The 20,630-nt window shown below is 49.1% G+C and carries 12 protein-coding genes; 7 read left to right on the forward strand and 5 right to left on the reverse strand.

Translation table 11 applies throughout. The annotated features are described in order from the left end of the window. Positions 1-9: 9 nt before the first annotated feature. Positions 10-1,212, reverse strand: a complete 1,203-nt coding sequence (locus MST20_RS01240) for an MDR family MFS transporter (RefSeq protein ID WP_243939513.1) — start codon at positions 1,210-1,212, stop codon at positions 10-12. Positions 1,213-1,327: 115 nt separating this feature from the next. On the opposite strand from MST20_RS01240, the gene MST20_RS01245 reads away from it, so the two are divergent. After that, positions 1,328-3,091, forward strand: a complete 1,764-nt coding sequence (locus MST20_RS01245; RefSeq protein ID WP_243939515.1) for an SgrR family transcriptional regulator — start codon at positions 1,328-1,330, stop codon at positions 3,089-3,091. 20 nt (positions 3,092-3,111) lie between these two features. On the opposite strand, the gene MST20_RS01250 is transcribed toward MST20_RS01245, so the two are convergent. The 4 genes from MST20_RS01250 to MST20_RS01265 all read right to left on the reverse strand — a co-directional run bounded on the left by MST20_RS01250 (position 3,112) and on the right by MST20_RS01265 (position 7,006). After that, complete coding sequence (locus tag MST20_RS01250) at positions 3,112-4,353, reverse strand: cell wall-binding repeat-containing protein (RefSeq protein WP_243939517.1); 1,242 nt, start codon at positions 4,351-4,353, stop codon at positions 3,112-3,114. Positions 4,354-4,436: 83 nt separating this feature from the next. After that, the gene (locus tag MST20_RS01255) at positions 4,437-5,804 is read right to left on the reverse strand and encodes a HAMP domain-containing sensor histidine kinase (protein WP_243939519.1); all 1,368 of its coding nucleotides are present in this window, start codon (positions 5,802-5,804) and stop codon (positions 4,437-4,439) included. Continuing rightward, positions 5,801-6,442 (reverse strand): response regulator transcription factor, encoded by a 642-nt coding sequence (locus tag MST20_RS01260; protein ID WP_243941118.1) that lies wholly within the window; start codon positions 6,440-6,442, stop codon positions 5,801-5,803. The genes MST20_RS01255 and MST20_RS01260 overlap by 4 nt, the downstream gene beginning before the upstream one ends. Positions 6,443-6,565: 123 nt before the next feature. Continuing rightward, the gene (locus tag MST20_RS01265) at positions 6,566-7,006 is read right to left on the reverse strand and encodes a ferritin-like domain-containing protein (protein WP_243939521.1); all 441 of its coding nucleotides are present in this window, start codon (positions 7,004-7,006) and stop codon (positions 6,566-6,568) included. Positions 7,007-7,246: 240 nt separating this feature from the next. Here MST20_RS01265 and modA point away from each other — a divergent pair, with 240 nt between their 5' ends. The 6 genes from modA (at position 7,247) to sbcC (ending at position 20,595) form a co-directional block, all read left to right on the forward strand. Then, positions 7,247-8,005 carry a molybdate ABC transporter substrate-binding protein gene (gene modA / locus MST20_RS01270; RefSeq protein WP_377923804.1) on the forward strand — a complete coding sequence of 253 codons (759 nt, stop codon included), beginning with the start codon at positions 7,247-7,249 and terminating at the stop codon, positions 8,003-8,005. A gap of 8 nt (positions 8,006-8,013) precedes the next feature. Beyond that, positions 8,014-8,670 carry a molybdate ABC transporter permease subunit gene (gene modB, locus MST20_RS01275; RefSeq protein ID WP_243939524.1) on the forward strand — a complete coding sequence of 219 codons (657 nt, stop codon included), beginning with the start codon at positions 8,014-8,016 and terminating at the stop codon, positions 8,668-8,670. 109 nt (positions 8,671-8,779) lie between these two features. After that, positions 8,780-12,280 (forward strand): helicase-exonuclease AddAB subunit AddB, encoded by a 3,501-nt coding sequence (gene addB, locus MST20_RS01280; protein ID WP_243939526.1) that lies wholly within the window; start codon positions 8,780-8,782, stop codon positions 12,278-12,280. Further along, entirely contained in the window at positions 12,267-15,959 is a 3,693-nt protein-coding gene (gene addA, locus MST20_RS01285; protein WP_243939531.1) for a helicase-exonuclease AddAB subunit AddA, read from the forward strand. Before addB ends, addA begins: the two co-directional genes overlap by 14 nt. 65 nt (positions 15,960-16,024) lie before the next feature. Further along, entirely contained in the window at positions 16,025-17,206 is a 1,182-nt protein-coding gene (gene sbcD, locus MST20_RS01290) for an exonuclease subunit SbcD (protein ID WP_243939532.1), read from the forward strand. After that, complete coding sequence (sbcC, locus tag MST20_RS01295) at positions 17,203-20,595, forward strand: exonuclease subunit SbcC (RefSeq protein ID WP_243939533.1); 3,393 nt, start codon at positions 17,203-17,205, stop codon at positions 20,593-20,595. Before sbcD ends, sbcC begins: the two co-directional genes overlap by 4 nt. Positions 20,596-20,630: the final 35 nt, after the last annotated feature.

A 20,630-nucleotide genomic window follows, 5' to 3' on the forward strand; every position in this document is an offset into this window, starting at 1 on the left:
TAAAAAGGGTTAGTTTTTTCTTAGCTGGGAAGATAATGTTAACACTGTTCGATATTGTGCAATCCCGCCGGCAGCCACGATTCCTGCAATGGCAAGAAAAAGCCCTGCCCCGCCGAACTTGATGAACATCATCCCGCCTAAAAAAGGACCGATTGTCCGGGAAATATCCCAATGCAGGCCGAAAAATGCAAAATATCTGCCCCGCATATGATCGGGAGCAAGGCGCGAGACAAAGGTTTGCATGTGATTCAGCAGCATGCTTTCTGCCGCCGTAAATATAACGGCAGTCGAGAGCAGCCAAAAGATCGATGATGAAAAAGCGAAACCAATCGCTGCCACAGCGTAACATACGTATGATATGGAAACGATCGTTTTGATGTTCAGTCCTTCCGTCCATTTGACGAGCGGAATTTGCATCGTAATGCTAAGAAGGGCGCGGCACACTGTATAAACAGTCAAGGTGAATAGGAAATCTTCAAAAAGAGTTTCGAGATAAAGGCGGTAGTTTGACTCCAGCTGAGCATAGAACAGGCTGACGGGGACCGACAAGAACATCAAGGACAGAACCGGACGGTGCTGAAGAAATACCTTTTTTGCGGAAAGAAGTTTTTCCCTCTCTAAAATCTCCTTTTGCCTTTTTGACCGCCATACCTCGGGCATTTTAAAATAAACAGCAAGCCAATAGAGAAAAAATGCACATGACTGAAAGCCGAACATCAGGCTTGGCTGATAGGAATAGACTGCAAGGCCGGCGGCCGGACCGACCGCGGCGCCCAACCCTTCAATGGCATGAAGGACAGCGAACGCTTCAGAGCGACGCCCGCTTTCGGTGCTGTCCGTTATCTGGGCCCGCTGTGCAGGGATGTACAAAGCTCCCCCGATACCGTTCAGTACATAAAAAAAAGCGAACAGCCAAATGTGATCCGCCATCATAAAACCGGCGGCAGAGACGGTCTGAAAGGCGAGCGCTGCCAGGATGACCTTCCGTCTTCCGATCCGGTCCGTCAGTCCTCCTGCGGCCAGCGTCACCGCGACCTCCGTCAGCGGTCTTGCCCCGATGACGAGCATAACCGGCAATATGCCGGTTCCAAGCACATCATACAGATAAAAAAGGAGGAAAGGGGCCAGCATGGCTCCCGTTATTCCGGTCAGGAACTCTCCGAAGAAGCAAATCAGCACGGGGGAACCGTACCTTTGTTTTAAACGGTTCATATCATTTCCTCCTTCAACACAGCAGTGCAATTAGTGTAAAATGTAAAATCATCAGTAAAAAGGACAGAAAACCAGGGGAGAAATTTCCCCTTTTAAAAAGCGGGGGATAACGGAAATGAAATCGATCGAACATTACATGGAACTCACCGCGGCAATTAAATGCGAAAGCGAAGGGGAAGCAGAAGAGATTTCAGTTAATGAAATCGCGGATATTCTGTATTGCACACCGAGGAACGCAAAACTGATTTTAGCGAAACTTGAAGGTTTGCAGTGGATTGCTTGGAAAAGGGGAAGGGGGAGAGGAAACAAATCAGAAATCCGCTTTTTAAAAGAACCTTGTGAACTGCTGCTTGAAACGGCGAAAAATGATACGAAAGAAGGGAAAATCGACCGGGCGAGACACCTTCTCGAAGCATATCAGCATTCGTGTCCGGGCGCATTGCCTTCATATAAAGAGTGGCTCGAGCGCGTTTTCGGCTTTCAGACCGAATCGGAGGGCAGCAGGCAAAAAGATGTGCTGAGGCTCATGACCGCGATGGAGCCGGATCATTTTAAGCGTCTTGATCCGCGCCGTATTTATCTGCGTTCAGAGAGCCATGTCGTGAAGCAGGTATGTGATACATTGATCCGTTTAAATGAAAAGGAAGGGGGTTTTATGCCGCATCTTGCCCACCACTGGGAATGTGACGCCGACCAAAAAACGTGGACGTTCTATTTGAGGAAAGGGATCTATTTCCATGATGGCTCAACATTGACAGCCGAAGATGTGAAATACTCGTTTGAGCGTTTTATGCTGGATGATGAAAATAAATGCAAATGGCTCGCAGAGGATATCGAAAACGTTAACGTCAGGGATGAATATAGCTTTGATATTTGTTTAAAGGCGAAAAACTCGCTGTTTTTGCATCATCTTTGCGATGAAAGGCTGTCTATTTTAAACCGTCATCAGAATGACGGGCTGTTGATCGGGACAGGGCCTTTCAGACTTGTCCGCCGGGATGACCGGATTCTCGCGCTTGAAGCGCATGAGCGATATTTTCAAGGACGGGCTTTTTTAGACCGGATCGAACTATGGTATATGGATGGCAATTTTTCTTTTGTCGACTACGGTTTTTATATGGAAAAAGAAGAACAAAGCCGGGTTTTCGATGAATGGCACGAGGAAAGGAATGTTCAGTACATCTCATTGAATGCAAACAAATCGGGGCCTCTCAAACATAAGGCGTTCAGAAAGGCTTTGCGGCAAATCATTTCCCCTTCAGATATGGTCAGTGAATTAGCCGGACAACGGACGGCTCCGGCGGGAGGCTTTCTAAACCGGGGTCTTCCGCCTGAATCCGGGGACGACGACATCGGCAAGCTGCTCACGGAAGGCGATTACAAAGGCGATCCGCTTCTGCTTTATACGTTTTCCGAACCGGATCACCGGGAGGATGCGTCATGGATCCAAAAGAGGTGTAGGCGGTACGGCATCGCACTAGAGGTTTGTTATATGAAAGCGGATGAGCTCATGAAGGAAGAAGTGATCGCAAAAGCCGATTTGATTCACGACAGTGCGACATTCGGGCGTTCGGAAGAAATGAGCTGGCTTCACCTCCTTTTAACGGAAAACAGCTTTTTACATGTCCATTTGCCGGGGGAATGGCAGAGGAAATCCGCCTTGATGAGGGATGAACTTCGTTTCATCGATGAGCATTCCAAGCGGATCAACCTTCTTTGTGAGGCGGACCGCGCTTTGGCAGAAGATGTTTACACGATTCCGCTTTATCAAAACAATATTCGCGTCAAAGCGGGGGAAGTCATTCAAGGTATTGCACTTAACGAAGAAGGATGGATTGATTTTTACGGCATCTGGTACAAAAAAGAGGCTCTTCTGTAAGAGCCTCTCCATTGTGCTTCTTAATGACCGGAATGTCCTCCATCCGCTGATTTAATTTCCAGTATGTCATCAAGAATGCCTTGCGTTCGAAATGAAATTTCATTTTCTGATCCGAGAATGAATGCATGGTTGTAAGGGCCGTCCTGCGGTCTGTCCCGAAAAGAAGGCTCGATCCCGGATAAATAGCTGTACATCGTACTGTCCGCCTGCCCATTTTTGAGTAAAAGCAGGGGAGCGTGTTTTCCCAAATGGGAAAATGGCGCTCCGGCAAGCGCCAGCTCGGGCGCAGACGTTGATGCGAACGACAGTCCGTGTCCCGGATCTGTGATTCCCCACCCAAAACCGGTGTTTTTATCGCTGAATTTCGCAAACGCAATCGAATTTGCGACAGGAGTATCTCCGGAAATTCTTTTGACTGTTCCGTATTCCTTTAATGCATCCTCCGTTTTTTCCGATATGGCTTTTTTAGGGCCGAGAATATAGATGTTTGCTTTGCCGTCCCTTTTCTTTAATGCTTCGGCCGTCTCTTTGGGAATGCCTTTTTTGTTCACGTACAGGATCGGCTCAGGCATGTGGGCGATCCAGTTTACAGCCGGGAGCGAATAAAGTTCCGCATCTTCCTCAGATGATCCGATGATAACGCTTTTCGGATACTCATCGGCTGCATCCGCGTATTCTTTGTCAATCTCTTTTGCCAGATCAGCCGCGTTCTTCCCTTTCAGCTCTTTTATTTTAAAAGAGTTCAAAGCTTGAAGCGCTTTTGAATCGAATTCTCCGACAGCCATGATTTGCGTTCCGTCTGAAGTGCCCGTCGGATTCAAGCGCTTGATTTCGTTCTGAATCTGCCCGGAGATTTTCCCATTTTTCGCGATTAAAACAGGTCCGTTATTCGGGTGATGGATCAGATCAGCTGATGCAAGAGCTGCCTGCCATGATCCGCCCGAAACTAAAATCACTGCGCCCGGCCTGTTTTGTTTATGCGTGGCCGGCCATATCGTTTGAGAGGTTTTGATGCTCATTTCTTCTGGGGTATTTGCGTCAAGTCTTGTCGTGTTCTTTGTGTTTTTCACCAGAAGCCCTTCTTCCGCCCGCTTATTGAAATCATTCGGAAGAGAAGCGGCGTCTTTTTCTTTCATCTCCGAATGATTCTTCGTATGCTGCTCCTCATGTCCGCCCGTGTTTCCCGAGCCGGAATTTTGGCATGCTGCGAGCGGAAGCGCGAAAACAAGCATGACAAAAAGTAAACCGGATTTCAATTTCATGGTGTTTTCCTCCTTTTTGGTTCAGCTTACTGAGTAGTATACCCGGGAAATGTGCAAAACTGGTGCAGACATCTCGACATTTGTTACACATTAGAAGGCAGCGTGATGATAAATTCGCTTCCTTTCGGGGTTCTGTTTTTCACTGCAATCTGCCCGCCGTGAAGCTCGATGATTTCTTTCACGATGGCCAGGCCCAGCCCGGTACCGCCGGTTTGTCTGGATCTCGACTTATCGACCCGGTAAAAGCGCTCAAAAATATAATCCCGTTCTTCTTCCGGAATGCCGCAGCCTTCGTCCGCTACCATAATCTTGACCTGGTCCTCTGCTTTTGCTGCGGTGACGACCGCTGTTGAATCAGGATCGGAGTATTGGCGGGCGTTGTTCAGCAAATTTGAGATCACTTGTGAAAAACGGACTTCATCGACTGAGACGTAAAGAGCCGCCGGGATGTCGAATGAAAGTCTGATTCGTTTTTCCGAAAAAGCGACCGCCGCTTTCTGAACTTCTTTTTTTATGAATGTGTGCAGGTGAACCTGTTTCTTACTGATTTGAAATCCGGGCTGTTTCAGTTTTGTCAGCAAAAATAAATCGTCAACAAGGGTGTTTAAATTGTCCGCTTCCTCTTTGATGATCGACAAGTACTGATTTCTGGCTTGTTGATCGAGTTTATCTCTCATCGCGACATCTGTGTAACCTTTTATATATGTAATTGGAGTCCGGAGCTCATGAGCGACGCTTGACAGAAAATCGTTTCGTTCTTTTTGAAGCCTGCTGAGATTTGAAGAAAGGCTTTCGATCGATGCGGCGAGCTCGCCGAGTTCATCGTTCCTTTTGATATCAAGCGGAATCGAAGCTTGACCGTTTTTGATGCCTTCGGTTGCCTCCTTCAGTTTAATAATCGGCTTCGCTAATACACGGCTGAACCAAAGAATAGCTGCGGCCGTTAAGACGCCGGTTAAGCCGAAGCTGAGGAAAAACCGCTTCGTAATGCTTGCCACCAAGGATTTTATCGAGGAGGTCTCCAAATACATGAAGACGTAGCCGGCCGTTTCCCGCCCGTTCATGATCGGACTGATCGTACAAATGTACTTTGATGTATTCCAATGGGACGATAAAGCGGTCCCTTTCCTCGGGATGTTTTTTTCTTCGAAATGAAGGTGTTCCGTCATGTCTCCCGGGGTAGACTGCGCCAATACGCGTCTATTATGGTCCGTTATGATCACGTTTGTCCGGGCTTCGGTTTCCATCAGGGTGACGTGGTCTATCGTCCTTTTGTCAAAATGTTTTTCGAGGACGTCTCTGTGGCTGTTGCCCCTTAGTTGGAGCGCGCGGATTTCTTCGTTTATTCTTGTGTTGATAATCGTTGTATACAGCGCGGCAAAAAGGATGGCTTCGATGAAAAGGATTAAAATGAAAAATGAACCTGCGAGCTTAAATGAAATCTTTTTCATGCGCCGGTTCCTTTGCTTGTCCATTTGTAGCCGACGCCGTAGATAGTCCGGAGATGATCTTCAACCGGAAAGCCCGCTTTTTTCAATCGGTTTCGCAAATTTCTCATGTGCGAATCGATGGTTCGGGGCTCGATATCAGAGTTGAACCCCCAGATGTTCTCAATCAATTGGTCTCTCGAAAGCGCTTGATCCGTGTGGTTTAAGAGCGTTCCGAGCAGATCGAATTCACTTGGCGTAATGCCGATTTCCCGTTGATTGACATGCAAGGTATGATGCTGTTTATTCCAGATTAAACCGCGGAACCGGATTTCATGAAACCGGCGGGTTCTGCGCAGGACGGCTTCTATTCTGGCAAGCAGCACTTTTTCGCTGAACGGTTTTGTTAAATAATCGTCTGCGCCGTAGTTCAGTCCGCGCACAATGTCATCCTGCCCGTTTTTAGCGGTGAGCATGATAATCGGAACGCTTGTCAATCTTCGGATCTCTTGGCAAACCATCCATCCGTCCATCTCAGGCATCATAATATCGAGAATAACAAGATCAAAATGGCTCATTTTTATTAAATCCAGGGCTTCTTTTCCGGTGGCGGCTTTTGTGCACGAATAATGTTCTAAATAAAGCTCCAGCAGATCGAGCATCCGGATTTCATCATCGACAAGCAGCACGTTCAATGTTTTAGCACCTCTTTAGTCAAAATAAAAGTCCGCTACTTAAAAAATATACCCTATAAGGGTATATTGATCAAGGCGGGAGGAACGGGATCACCTCTTTGACAAGAAGTATAAAAACCAGACTGCATGGTTTTGTTCGTCAGCTGCCGCGCGCTTGAACGCCTCCCGTATCGCCCGGTCTTTCACATAGTCTGCGATGTCCAAATAAAAATCAACCGTTTCTTGTTCGTCTTTAAATGCGGACTCCAGCGCGTTTCGATACTGTTCCGGACAAGGCTCAGTAATGGAAATGTCAGGCTTTCGGCCGGTAAGAGACGTATAAAATGTTAGGAACGCATTAAAGTGGCGGATTTCGTCTTGCCTGATTTCTAAAATCTGCTTTTTTGTTTCGGAATCCGGCGCCTTTTGGGCGATTTTTTCATAGCAGACGACCGCGCTGTGCTCTCCGTTTACCGCTTTTTCAAGATCTTTGATCAGTCTGTTGTTTTGCCTAAGGGGATAGGCGTGATGATACGGCTGAACATACCACATGTTTTTCACCTCAACACTTTATATTTGACGTCCTGCCATTATATGTATGTGATGGCTTGCATGTGCCTATGGTAAAGTTTGAGCCTCGAACATGTGTCAAAATGATGTGCGGTGAGTACAATCTATTTTAAAAAAATGAAGTTTGACGTAAAATGGTTGTTAGTGCCGAATTGGTGATATACATATCAAAATGGAGTGAGACTATTGAAAAAGGTAATATTGACGGCCGTGGCCGTCTTGATGTCGGTTGTGTTGTTCGCCGGCTGCCAGGCGGAAAAAGGGGGATCAGCCAAGGGGAAGTCTGAAAAAGTTCAAATTACGGTTTCCGCGGCTGCGAGTCTCAAAGATGTATTAGCGGAACTTTCCTCCGTATATGAGAAAGATCATCCGAATGTCTCCATAAAGTTTAATTTTGGTTCATCGGGTGCATTGCAGCAGCAGATCGAACAGGGCGCTCCGGCTGATTTGTTTTTTTCTGCCGCTGAAGACAAATTTAATAGAGTGGTTGATCAAGGCTTAATTGACAAAAAAGACTCTGTCAAGCTGGTCGAAAACAGTCTGGTGCTGATTGTTCCGAAAGGGAAAAATCAGCATGTCAACAGCTTCAAAGATTTGGCGGATAACAAAGTCGAAAAGCTTGCGGTCGGCAAACCCGAATCAGTGCCAGCAGGAAAATACGCAAAAGAAACGTTGACGAACCTTGACGTATGGTCTAAAGTGCAATCTAAACTCGTCTACTGCAAAGATGTAAGGCAGGTCCTTTCTTATATCGAAACAGGCAACGCGGATGCCGGAATTGTTTACCGGACGGATGCCCTTTCATCAGATCAGGTCGAGACCATAGAGACGGCAAAAAGCGATCTGCATACACCAATTGTCTATCCGCTCGGAATTGTAAAAAATACAAAGCACAGGGAACAGTCTGAGGAATTTTATCAATTCCTGCAAAGCGACCAAGCCGTCAAGGCGATGGAAAAGTACGGATTTAAGAAGGGCTGACCGCCGTTATGCTTGAGGAATTCTTTTCCCCAATCGAAATTTCGATTCAAGTATCAGCTGCAGCGGGCATCATCGCTGTTTTGCTTGGAACTGCTGCAGCGAGGCTCCTGGCGAATCGAAACTTTAAAGGCAAGTCCGTTATCGAGACGGTGATGATGCTGCCGCTCGTACTGCCGCCGACCGTTGTCGGATTCTTTTTAATCGTGATCTTCGGAAGGCAGAGCGTGATCGGACGCTTGATAGAAAACGTATTTCAAGCACCGGTTATTTTCACCTGGTGGGCAGCCGTGATCGCCGCTGCGGTTGTCGCGTTCCCGTTAATGTATCAGTCAGCAAAATCAGGATTTTTGGCTGTCGACCGCGACATCGAGGATGCCGCGAGGGTTGATGGAGCAAGCGAATGGAGGGTGTTCCTTTTTGTCACCGTTCCCCTTGCATCAAATGGAATCATGACGGGGGTTGTGCTCAGCTTTGCGAGGGCGCTTGGCGAGTTTGGCGCAACGCTGATGTTTGCGGGTATCATCCCGGGGGTGACGCAGACGGTGCCGACGGCGATATACTTGGCGATCGATTCGGGAAATATGACGCTGGCATGGATGTGGGTCGTCTCTATCGCGATCATCTCGTTTTTGATGCTGTTTTTTGTGCAGTTCAAGCAAAAATAGCCGTATGGGGTGCAAGTGCTCATACGGTTTTTTCCCAGTTTTGGAGAATGGTTATTTTGCAGATGTTTCGATAGAATAAAGAGTAAGAAACAGAAAGGAGACGAGCTTAGTGGGAGCAGTATTTTTATCAGGCAGATCCGGGAGTGGGAAAACGACCTTTATCCTGAATGAAATCAGAGAAAAACTTCGCGATGAACCGCTCGGAAAACCGATCATTTTTCTAGTCCCGGATCAAATGACGTTTTTAATGGAATACGAGCTTAGCAAAACACCCGATTTGGGCGGCACCATCCGCGCCCAAGTGTACAGTTTTTCAAGGCTTGCCTGGCGAGTGCTCCAGCACACAGGAGGCATGAACCGGCCGTTTTTGACGGGGACGGGCATTCAGATGCTGCTTCGGAGACTGATTGAAGAGCATAAGGGCGAGTTTAAAGTCTATCAAAACGCAAGCGATAAAAGCGGATTTACGGAGCAGGTGGAACGGATGCTGACCGAATTTAAACGGCATTGTCTGCCGCCTGAAAGCATCCGGGACATGATAGAGGGGACGGGCAAATCGGAATACGAAGATGAACGGATCCTTTCCGATAAATTGCACGACTTATATATTTTGTACAGCAAGCTTGAGGAAAATCTGGAGAATCAATATGTTCAATCTGAGGATTATTTGACACTTTTGGCCGAGCAGATTCCGTATGCGGATGAGATTAGAAACGCTGCCGTTTACGTGGACGGATTTCACCAATTTACGCCACAGGAGATGAACGTGCTGGAACAGCTGATGGTCCATGCGGAGGAGATCACTTTTTCGCTGACGGCGGATAAGCCGTTTACGGCCAACAGCCCGAATGAGCTCCATCTGTTCAGAATGACCGGGAAAGCGTACTATGACCTTTACCAGAAGGCGAAGGAACTCGGCCTTGATCCGTCAGAAGTGCGGCTGGAAGAAACGAAACGGCACCAGCAACATCCGGAGCTCCGGCACCTTGAACGCTATTTTGACGAGCGTCCTGCGAAACCGTATCGCGGACGGACGGAATCGCTCCGTATCATGCAGGCGTCGAACAGAAGAACCGAGATTGAAGGAATTGCGCGCGAGATTCATTCTTTAATCCGCCAGGGCCGCTTCCGGCTTAGGGATATCGCCGTCATCGCCCGCAATGTCGAAGATTATAAAGATACGATAAAAGAAGTTTTTAAAGATTGCGAACTTCCTTTTTTCATAGACGGCAAGGAATCGATGCAAAATCATCCGCTTGTTGAGCTGATTCGTTCGACGCTTGATATCATCAAAGGAAACTGGCGGTATGAAGCGGTGTTCCGCTGTGTCAAAACGGAGCTTTTATTCCCGGAAGGACAGCCGAAGGAACGGCTGCGCGAACAGATTGACCAGCTTGAAAACTACTGTATTGCGTATGGGATTAAAGGAGACAGATGGACAAGCAAAGATCCGTTTGTTTACAGAAGATACGCTTCACTGGATGAGGATTTCGCCAAGACAGATAAAGAGATTGAAACGGAAAATATGCTCAACGAGTTAAAGGGCTGGATCGTTCCGCCGGTCCACAGGCTGCAGAAGCGCTTGAAAAAAGCTGACACAGTCAGGGAAATGGCCGAAGCCGTCTACCTTTATCTAGAAGAAGCCGATGTTCCGATGAAGCTTGAACAGGAAAGGCGGCTGGCCGAAGAAAGCGGTATGATTGCCGAGTCGCGCCAGCATGAGCAAGTATGGGATGCCGTTATTCAACTGTTGGACGAGTTTGTTGAAATGATGGGCACAGAGCGGATATCGTTTGCTTTATTTCAGCAAATGATTGAAACCGGCTTGGAGTCTTTGAAATTCGCGCTGATTCCGCCCGCTCTTGATCAAGTGTTTATCGGCAATATGGACCTTTCAAGGATGTACGGCACGAAATGCACATTTCTCATCGGTGTAAACGACGGCATACTTCCGGCGAGGCCTGCGGATGACGGCGTGCTTTCAGACGATGACAGAGAGTGGCTGAAACGAAACGGCGCACAGCTTGCGGCAACAGGGCGAGAGCAGCTTTTGGACGAGAATTTTCTGATCTATATGTCGCTTTCAAGCCCGTCTGAAAAGCTCTATGTCTCCTATCCGATCGCGGATTCGGAAGGGAAGACGCTGCTTCCTTCAACAGTGGTGAAACGTCTGAATGAACTGTTCCCGGATGGCGAAGAGAAGATGCTGATTCATGAACCCGAGCAGCTGGACGATGAAGCCCAGCTTGAATTTCTCGTGAACAAAGGCATCGCCTTGAGCCATCTGGCAGGACAGCTCGGCATATGGACGAGGCAGTATGCGATCAGCGATGTATGGTGGAGTACATACAATTTTTTAATGAATGAGCCTGACCGCATTTTTTCTCAAAATATCCTGTCCAGCCTGTTTTTCAGAAACAAGGTCGAAAACTTGAACCGGCATGTGAGCCGCGATTTATATGGGGAGCACATTCAGGGAAGCGTGTCGCGGATGGAGACGTTCAAAGCCTGTCCGTTTTCCCATTTTGCTTCGCACGGTTTAAAGCTGAAGGAACGCCAATTTTTCAAGCTTGAAGCTCCGGATATCGGCCAGCTGTTTCACTCGGCACTGAAGCTGATTTCAGACCGGCTTCACGAGCTTAAACTGGATTGGCGCGACTTAACGAAAGCCCAATGCGAGACTTTGTCAAGTGATGCAGTTGAACGGCTCGCGCCAAAGCTGCAAAAAGAGATTTTGCTCAGTTCGAACCGTCATCATTACGTGAAGCAGAAGCTGCAAAAAATCATTGCCAGGGTATCGGGCATTTTAAGTGAGCATGCAAAAGCAAGCGGGTTTGCCCCCGTCGGTATAGAGCTCGGATTCGGGGGGAAAGGCCCGCTTCCTCCAATGCGTTTTACCTTGAAGAACGGCTGCACGATGGAGCTTGTCGGCCGGATCGACAGAGTGGATAAAGCGGAGAGCTCAAAAGGGCTGCTGCTTAGGATTGTCGACTATAAATCAAGCGATAAAGGCCTCGATTTGGCCGAGGTGTATTACGGCCTCGCCCTGCAAATGCTGACATATCTCGATTTGTCGATCACACATTCAACCGATTGGCTCGGCATAAAGGCATCCCCGGCAGGCGTGCTTTATTTTCATGTGCACGATCCGATGATCCAGGCTTCGGTGCCGCTCGGCCTTGATGAAATAGAAAAAGAGATTTTCAAAAAGTTCAAGATGAAAGGGTTGCTCTTGGGAGACCAGGAAGCGATCAAGCTGATGGACACCACACTGGAACAAGGCAGGTCGAACATGATCAGCGCCGGTTTGAAAAAAGACGGTTCGCTCCGTTCGGATTCTGACGTTATTGCAGAAGAGGATTTTCATGTGTTGAGGAGCCATATCCGCCGGACATTTCAGAAGGCCGGCGAGGAGATCACAGACGGCAAAGTGTCGATCGAGCCTTACAAGCTAAAAGACCGGACACCGTGCACATATTGTTCATACCGGTCATTCTGCCAGTTTGACGAATCGCTTGAGGAAAACGAATACCGGATATTAAAACCCGAAAAAGACAACGTGATTTTGGAGCGGCTGAAAAAGGAGGATGAGACAGATGGAGATTTCTAAACCGAAGGGCAGCACATGGACTGATGACCAATGGAAGGCGATTGTCTCATCCGGCCGGGACATTTTAGTTGCGGCAGCGGCCGGCTCCGGAAAAACGGCCGTGCTGGTTGAGCGGATCATTCGGAAAATAACGGATCAGGAACGTCCCGTAGATGTCGACAGGCTGCTCGTCGTCACCTTTACGAATGCATCTGCGGCTGAAATGAAGCACAGGATCGGCGAAGCGCTCGAAAAAGAGCTTGCCGAAAATCCGGGATCGCTTCATTTGCGCAGACAGCTTGCTTTATTAAATAAAGCGAGCATATCAACATTGCACTCATTCTGTCTTCAAGTCATCCGCAAATACTATTATTTGATCGATGTTGATCCGGCTTTCCGGATCGCCGATCAGACGGAAGGCGAGCTGCTTGGCGATGAGGTGCTGGACGAGCTGTTTGAAGAAGAATACAAAAAGCAAGATCCGGCCTTTTTTGAACTTGTGGACAGATATACGACAGACCGTCATGACCTCGATTTGCAGCATCTTGTCAAGCGGGTCTACGAGTTTTCCCGTTCGCATCCCGATCCGGAGGGCTGGCTTCACACATTTGTTGATCTGTATGACGCCGCTTCAGATACGAAAGTTGAGGCTCTGCCGTTTTATTCTTACATTAAAGAAGACATCGCACTCGTTCTGGAGGGGATGCGGCAAAAGCTGACGCGGGCGCTTGATTTGACAAAGCAGCCCGGGGGGCCTGCTCCGCGCGCCGAAAATTTCCTCGATGATTTAGCACAGATTGACAGGCTGATTCAGCAGCAGAATGATTTTTCGGCCCTGTACGAGCTTGTACCGGCCGTTTCGTTTCAAAGATTGAAGCCGTGCAAAGGAGATGCGTACGATCCTCGATTGGTTGATGAGGCGGCAGACCTCCGCAACGGCGCGAAAAAGCAATTTGAAAAGCTGAAAAGCGATTATTTTACGCGAACTCCCGAGCAGCACCTTGAGAGCCTGAGGGAAATGAAGCCGGTCATTCAGACGCTCGTCCAGCTCGTGTTGGAGTATGGCAAGCGGTTTGCGGACGCGAAAAAGGAAAAAGCGATCGTCGATTTCTCAGACCTTGAACACGACTGCCTTGCGATTTTATCCGGGAAAAACCAAGCCGGCGAAGCCGTGCCGAGCGAAGCGGCGAAGTTTTACCGCCATCAGTTCGATGAAGTGCTTGTTGATGAATATCAGGATACGAACCTGGTCCAGGAAGCGATTTTAAAGCTCGTCGCCAAAGAGGAGCATGAGGGGAACCTGTTTATGGTGGGCGATGTCAAGCAGTCGATTTATCGGTTCCGCCTGGCAGAACCGCTTTTGTTCCTCTCGAAATATAAACGCTTTACAGACGATGGTTCGGGTTCCGGCCAGAAAATCGATTTAAATAAAAACTTCAGAAGCCGTTCAGATATTTTGGACAGCACGAACTTTTTATTCAAGCAGCTCATGGGAGAAAAGGTCGGGGAAGTCGAATATGACGAACAAGCAGAATTGAAGCTTGGTGCTACTTACCCGCCGAACGAAGCGACAAAAACGGAGCTTCTGCTCATTGAAAACCAGAGCGGCGCGCCGGATGAAGAGGCTGAAGAGCTTGAGGCGGTCCAGCTTGAAGCAAGAGCGATGGCCGGGCAAATCCGCAGGCTGATAACAGAAAAATTTCAAGTATATGATGCCAAAGCGAAAGCGTCTCGGAACATCCAGTACCGTGATATCGTGGTGCTTTTGCGGTCAATGCCTTGGGCGCCGCAAATTATGGACGAGTTTAAACAGCAGGGGATCCCGGTATACGCGAACCTCTCAACGGGTTATTTTGAAGCGACAGAAGTATCGGTCACACTGTCTTTATTAAAAATCATCGATAATGCTTATCAGGACATCCCGCTTGCGTCCGTTCTCAGATCGCCTGTTGTAGGCCTTGACGAAAATGAGCTTTCCTTGATCAGAATCAAGGATAAAAAAGCGCCGTTTTACGAAGCGGTGAAAGCATATCTTGCAGCAGCAGACGGCGATGAAAGGCTCAGCGAAAAGCTTCGCCGCTTTGACGCCCTGCTCAAAAAGTGGAGAGCGTATGCGAAAAACCACTCTGTGGCAGAGCTGATCTGGGAAATCTACCGGGATACGAAGTATTTGGATTATGTCGGCGGAATGCCGGGCGGAAAACAGCGGCAGGCCAATTTGCGCGCGCTTTACGACAGGGCGAGATCCTATGAAGCGACATCGTTCCGCGGTTTGTTCCGCTTTTTAAGATTTATTGAGCGAATGCAGGAGCGGGGTGATGATCTCGGAACGGCAAGAGCTCTGAGTGAACAGGAAGACGTTGTTCGGCTGATGACGATCCACTCAAGCAAAGGACTTGAATTTCCTGTCGTATTTACCGCCGGTCTCGGACGAAATTTTAATATGATGGACTTGAACAAGTCTTATCTGCTGGATAAAGAGCTCGGTTTCGGAACGAAGTTTATTCATCCGAGGTGGCGGATCAGCTATCCGACGCTGCCGCTGATCGCGATGAAGAAAAAGCTCCGCCGCGAGCTTTTATCAGAAGAGCTGCGCGTCTTGTATGTCGCCCTTACTCGGGCCAAGGAAAAGCTGTACCTGGTCGGGACGGCGAAGGATAAAGAAAAGCTGCTTGCCGACTGGCGGTCACAAGCGGCAGGGTCTGAGTGGCTGCTCCCGGATTATGAACGGTTTCAGGCGAAATCTTACCTGGATTTCATCGGACCTGCTTTGATGAGACACAGAGATATGGATGAATCCGGCGCGCCGCTAGTGATTGATGAGATCCGTGAACATCCGGCCCGCTTTCAGGTCAGCTGGCTGTCCGCCGCGGATCTTCAAGCAGAGGGTATTGATCAGGCCGGTGAAGAAAGACACGGCCGGCTCGCCCAAATTCAAATGGGGCTTCCGATCGACGGTTCGTTTGAGTATGAGCAACAAGTCAGAGAACGGCTGACATGGTCATATCCATACAATGACGCCGCCAAAGTCCGAACAAAACAGTCTGTCTCAGAAATGAAAAGACAGAAGGAATATGAGGATGAATACGGCGACCGCTCGCTGATCCGCCCATCCAAGGAGGCATTCCTGTTTAAGCGGCCGTCCTTTATGATGGCAAAAGGCCTGACTGCGGCCGAACGGGGAACGGCGATGCACACCGTCATGCAGCATATTCCGCTGACCCGTACGCCTGAAATAAATGAGCTCAGCCGTCTCCTTGACAGACTTGTTGAGAAAGAGCTGTTAACAGAAGACCAGCGGGCAGCGATTGAAGAAGACGATATTCTCGCATTCTTTGATACGGAAATCGGACAAAAGCTTCTCGGCGCCCGCCGCGTCGAACGGGAAGTTCCCTTTAACATGACGCTGTCCGCCAAAGAGGTTTATCCGGATCTTGAGTCAGCCGACGAACCTGTATTGATACAGGGAATTATCGATTGTCTATTCGAGACGGAGGACGGTTTTTACCTTCTTGATTACAAAACCGACCGGATACACGGAAAGTACCGAAACGGCTTCGAAGGGGCCGAACCGATTTTAAGGAAGCGTTACGAAACACAAATTCAGCTTTATGCACGAGCCGTTGAAACGATGATTAAAATGCCGCTCAAAGGGCGTGCACTGTACTTTTTTGACGGAGGGTACGTGCTCTTATTTTAATATGAAACCGGCTTCCCCCTGACGATTTCGGGGGGAGCTTTAATGAAAAGAGAGGTGAGGCACACATGCGAATTTTACATACAGCGGACTGGCATTTGGGAAAAACGCTTGAAGGGAGAAGCCGCCTGAAGGAACAGGCGGACTTTCTTGAAGAGCTCACAAGGATCGTAAAAGATGAAAAGATCGACGCCGTTATCATGGCCGGAGACGCATTTGACACAGTGAATCCGCCTGCACTGGCTGAACAGCTTTTTTATGAAAGCCTCTCTGCCTTGTCTGACAAAGGAAACCGTCCGGTTGTCGTGATTGCCGGCAACCACGATAATCCGGACCGCCTTTCCGCGGCCTCTCCGTTAACGACAGACCATGGCATCCACTTGATCGGGTACCCGAAGACTGAGCCAGTTGATATAGAAGTCGCTTCTAGCGGGGAGATCCTGTCAGTCGCAGCGCTCGCCTATCCTTCCGAGTCCAGACTGAATGAAGTGCTGTCGGAAACATTTGACGAAAAACTGCTGCGCGACCAGTATGATGAGAAAATCAAGCAGACCTTTCAGCGCATGTGCGGCAAGGCGAGAAAGGATGCGGTGCAGATTGCGGCAAGCCATATCTATGTGGCGGGCGGCAGCCAGACGGATTCTGAGCGGCCGATCGAAGTCGGAGGCGCATATACGGTGGCTGCGGAAAGCCTGCCGGAAAGCGCCGCCTATGTGGCACTCGGGCATCTTCATCGCCCGCAGACGATTAAACGGGCCCGCACGCTTGCCAGATATTCAGGATCACCGCTTGCCTACAGCTTCTCCGAAGCGGGATACGCAAAATCGGTCACTATTGTCGAAGCCGCACCCGGTCAAACGGCATCATGGGAAGAGGTCTATTTGACGAGTGGAAAACCGCTCGTCAAATGGAAGGCGGAAAAAGGGATGTCCCAAGTGTACAGCTGGCTGGAGGAAGAGCGGGACAAAAACGCGTGGATCGACCTTGAAATCCATCTGACAGACCAGCTGTCGATTGAAGAAATTCACCGTTTGAGGAAAGCGCATCAAGGCATTATCCATATTCGTCCGGTTTTTGAGGAAGCCGCCTCGGATGAAGAGAAGATCCGGTCCAGAAACGTGCCGATTGAAGAACGGTTTATAGCGTTTTATGAAAGACAAACCGGCGGAGCGGTTCCCGATGAGGAAACCGTCAAAATGTTTCTGGAGCTCGCCGCAGGATCGGAACAGGAAGAGGGTGATGAAACATGAAGCCGATTTCTCTGTCTATTAAGGGGCTGCACAGTTTCAGGCAGGAGCAGGTGATCGATTTTGAGCGCCTGTGCGATGCCGGTGTATTCGGCATCTTCGGGCCGACCGGAAGCGGCAAGTCGTCAATTCTTGACGCGATGACTCTCGCTTTGTACGGGAAAGTGGAGCGGGCTGCCAATAATACGCACGGTATTTTGAATCATGCCGAAGATGAGCTTGCCGTATCGTTTACGTTTAAGCTGCAGACAGGCCATGAGACGGCTTATAAAGTGGAACGCGTCTTTAAGCGGACAGACGCCGTTAAGGTTAAGACGTCGATCTGCCGCTTCATTGAAATGAAAGAGGAACAAATCGTTCTAGCCGATAAAGCGAATGAAGTAAACCGGAAAATCGAAGAGCTGCTGGGCTTGACGATTGACGATTTTACAAGGGCAGTCGTCCTGCCGCAAGGGAAGTTCGCCGAATTTCTTTCCTTAAAAGGAGCGGAGCGGCGGCAGATGCTTCAGCGCCTGTTCAACCTCGAACAATACGGGGACAGGCTCGTCAAAAAACTGAAGAAACAGGCGCAAACAGCACAGGCCAGAAAAAATGAGATGCTTGCCGAGCAGACTGGATTGGGCGATGCGGGGGAAGAGGCGCTGAAACAGGCGGAACAGCATCTCGAAGAAGCCGAAAGCCTTTTGCAAAGCAAGAGGCGCGAACGAGACGCAGAAGCGCAGCGCTTTGCGGAGTATCAGGAGATTTGGAACCTGCAGCAGGAAAAAGAAAGCTATCTAAAAAAAGAGGCGGAGCTTTTAAAGAAACAGGAACAGATTCGGGAAAAAGAAAGCCGCCTGAACCTCGCCGAAACGGCAAATACGCTCAAGCCTTATGCAGACGCCTTTCTGGAAGCGCGGGAAGATGCCGAACGCGCACGCCGGGAAGAAAAACAAGCGCGGGAACAATTAGAACAATATGAAGAGCTTCATAAAAAAACAGAGCGCGAGTACGAGGAGTTCAGGCGTCTTAAAAATGAAAAGGAACCGGAGCTTCTCAAGCAAGAAGAACAGCTCACCGCTTTAAAGGAAATAGAAAACAAGCGGCTTGCCGCACAGGCCGAAGCCGAAAAAAAACAGAGCGAACAGCGTTTGAAAGAAGAGGAAATCAAGCATGCGGCAGACGAACTGGCCAAGGTGAAAAGCCTGCTTGAACGCGGAACAGCCAAGCAGAATCAGCTGAAAGCGGAGCTGAAATCTGTCCAGGTATCTAGCGAAGAGCGTAAAAACTGCCGAAATGCCAATCAGCTTGCTTTTCACATTCAGCAGCTTAACAACGATGCTGCTTTAGAAAAGGAACGGCTTGATCAGCAGGAGACGCTGATCAAAGAGCTTCAGCAAGAACAGCAAGCGGTGGATCAAAAGGTAAAGGCTGAAACCGAACGCATCAAGGCATTGTTTGCCGCTGTCGAACGAGCGTACGCGCTCGTTTGCGAAACAGACAGATCGCTCTCTGAGACCATCCGTCTCGCGTCTCAAAAAAAAGAAGAGATTGCGGTAAAACGGGAACAGGCAAACCGTGATCAGCTGGCAATCGAACTGGCAAAGCAGCTCAAAGACGGGGAGCCTTGTCCGGTCTGCGGATCTGTACATCATGAAATGCCCGCCCGCGTCGGCACAGAAAGCCTGTCCTTTAAAGAGACGGAATCCGAACTGGAGAAAACGGAAGCCATCATCGCCGAAGCCGGCGCGCTGGCTCAGGAGTTTCTCTCAGCCAAAGTGGCACTCGAACAGCAGTCCGACCACCTGGTGAGCGAATGCCCGTTTTTAGTGAAAAGCAAACATGAACTGCCTGAAACCGCAGCATCGTTGGAAGAAGGCACCATTCCCGAACGGTACAACCACATCAGCTTTGAATGGAAAGGAATCAGACAGGATCTCGCCGAGACAAAAAGCCGGATGTCCAAGCTCCTTCACACATATAAAGAGCTCTGCAAGAAACACGATCAAATCAGCGAGCGCCTCAGCCATGAAGAAAAGGAGCGTAACAGGCTTCAAAACCGCGTCCGCGAATTAAATGACCAGTTAAATGAACGCCGAAAAAGCTTCGGCGAACAATTCGACGGCCTCTCTTATGAACAGGCTGAAAAATGGCAAAAAACGATTGAAGAAAAAGATCTGGCCGCAGAGGCATTCGAAAAGCGTATCGAAACGAGCGTCGACTTTCTCACAAAAAATGAACAGCAAAAAGAGAAACTCACCGAGCGCTTGTTTGCGCTTGATAAAGAAAAGCTCGACCTCCGCTATGCGGTCGAAAGCCTTAATAAAGAAATAAACGATTATCAAAAAGAGCTGATGGGCTATCCCGATACAGCCGCGATCGACAAAAAGCTTCAAGACGTGAAAACGCAATTGGCCAAGCTGCATGAGCAGGAACAGACGCTTTACGGACAGCTCAAAGAGACCGAATCCGAGGTCAGCCGTTTAAGAGGACAGACAAAAGGGTGTGAGCTCGCTTTGCGTGAAGCTGAAGCAAGGCTTGCGAAAGCGGAGGACATCTGGCAGGAAAAAGCCGGAGGTACACCTTTTGAAAAGGGTTCTGAAGTGAAAGCGAGCATTTTAGACCGCGATGAGCTTTCCCGGCTGAAAGAAGACATTCAAATGTATTGGGATCAGACAAAGCAGTGCGAGTCCAATATCAAGCGGATTACGGAAAAGCTTGATGGGAGATCGGTTTCTGAGGAGAATTGGGAAAAAGCCGCCGTCACGAAGGACAAGGCGGAGGAGGCATTCAGCAAAGCCTTGGAGGAAAGAGGAGCGGCCGGCAAAGCTCTCGCCGTCATCCGTGAGAACCATAAAAGGTTTAAGGAGCTTGAAGCATCATTGGTTGAATGGCAGACATACATCGACCGCCTTGATAAACTCCAAGCCGTCTTTAAAGGAAACAGCTTTGTTGAATACTTGGCAGAAGAGCAGCTTGAAAGCGTCACAAGAGACGCATCTGCAAGACTCGGCGAACTGACAAGACAGCGGTATGCGATTGAAGTCGACTCCGAAGGCGGCTTTGTGATGAGGGACGATGCCAACGGCGGGGTCAAGCGCCCTGTGACGAGTCTGTCAGGCGGGGAGACCTTTCTGACTTCACTGGCGCTTGCGCTTGCACTTTCGGCACAGATCCAGCTTCGGGGAGAGTATCCGCTCCAATTCTTCTTTTTGGACGAAGGGTTTGGCACGCTTGATCAGGATTTGCTGGATACGGTCGTGACCGCATTGGAGAAGCTTCAGTCTGACAATCTGTCGGTCGGTGTGATCAGCCACGTTCAGGAACTTCGGGCCAGGCTGCCGAAGAAGCTGATCGTCCATCCGGCTGAGCCGAGCGGCAAAGGTACAGCCGTATCGCTTGAAATGATTTAACCTGATAACCAAAAAGCAGCCTTCTCCTAAAGGAA

Origin of the sequence: Bacillus sp. B19-2, from assembly GCF_022832475.1 — a bacterium.
In the GTDB taxonomy this organism is placed as follows: Bacteria; Bacillota; Bacilli; order Bacillales; family Bacillaceae; genus Bacillus; species Bacillus paralicheniformis.

What these genes read in the sequence shown, in the direction of transcription:
- MST20_RS01240 (WP_243939513.1), bottom strand. Translation starts at nt 1,212, where the DNA reads ATGAACCGTTTAAAACAAAGGTACGGTTCCCCCGTGCTGATTTGCTTC.
- MST20_RS01245 (WP_243939515.1), top strand. Translation starts at nt 1,328, where the DNA reads ATGAAATCGATCGAACATTACATGGAACTCACCGCGGCAATTAAATGC.
- MST20_RS01250 (WP_243939517.1), bottom strand. Translation starts at nt 4,353, where the DNA reads ATGAAATTGAAATCCGGTTTACTTTTTGTCATGCTTGTTTTCGCGCTT.
- MST20_RS01255 (WP_243939519.1), bottom strand. Translation starts at nt 5,804, where the DNA reads ATGAAAAAGATTTCATTTAAGCTCGCAGGTTCATTTTTCATTTTAATC.
- MST20_RS01260 (WP_243941118.1), bottom strand. Translation starts at nt 6,442, where the DNA reads ATGCTCGATCTGCTGGAGCTTTATTTAGAACATTATTCGTGCACAAAA.
- MST20_RS01265 (WP_243939521.1), bottom strand. Translation starts at nt 7,006, where the DNA reads ATGTGGTATGTTCAGCCGTATCATCACGCCTATCCCCTTAGGCAAAAC.
- modA (WP_377923804.1), top strand. Translation starts at nt 7,247, where the DNA reads ATGTCGGTTGTGTTGTTCGCCGGCTGCCAGGCGGAAAAAGGGGGATCA.
- modB (WP_243939524.1), top strand. Translation starts at nt 8,014, where the DNA reads ATGCTTGAGGAATTCTTTTCCCCAATCGAAATTTCGATTCAAGTATCA.
- addA (WP_243939531.1), top strand. Translation starts at nt 12,267, where the DNA reads ATGGAGATTTCTAAACCGAAGGGCAGCACATGGACTGATGACCAATGG.
- sbcD (WP_243939532.1), top strand. Translation starts at nt 16,025, where the DNA reads ATGCGAATTTTACATACAGCGGACTGGCATTTGGGAAAAACGCTTGAA.
- sbcC (WP_243939533.1), top strand. Translation starts at nt 17,203, where the DNA reads ATGAAGCCGATTTCTCTGTCTATTAAGGGGCTGCACAGTTTCAGGCAG.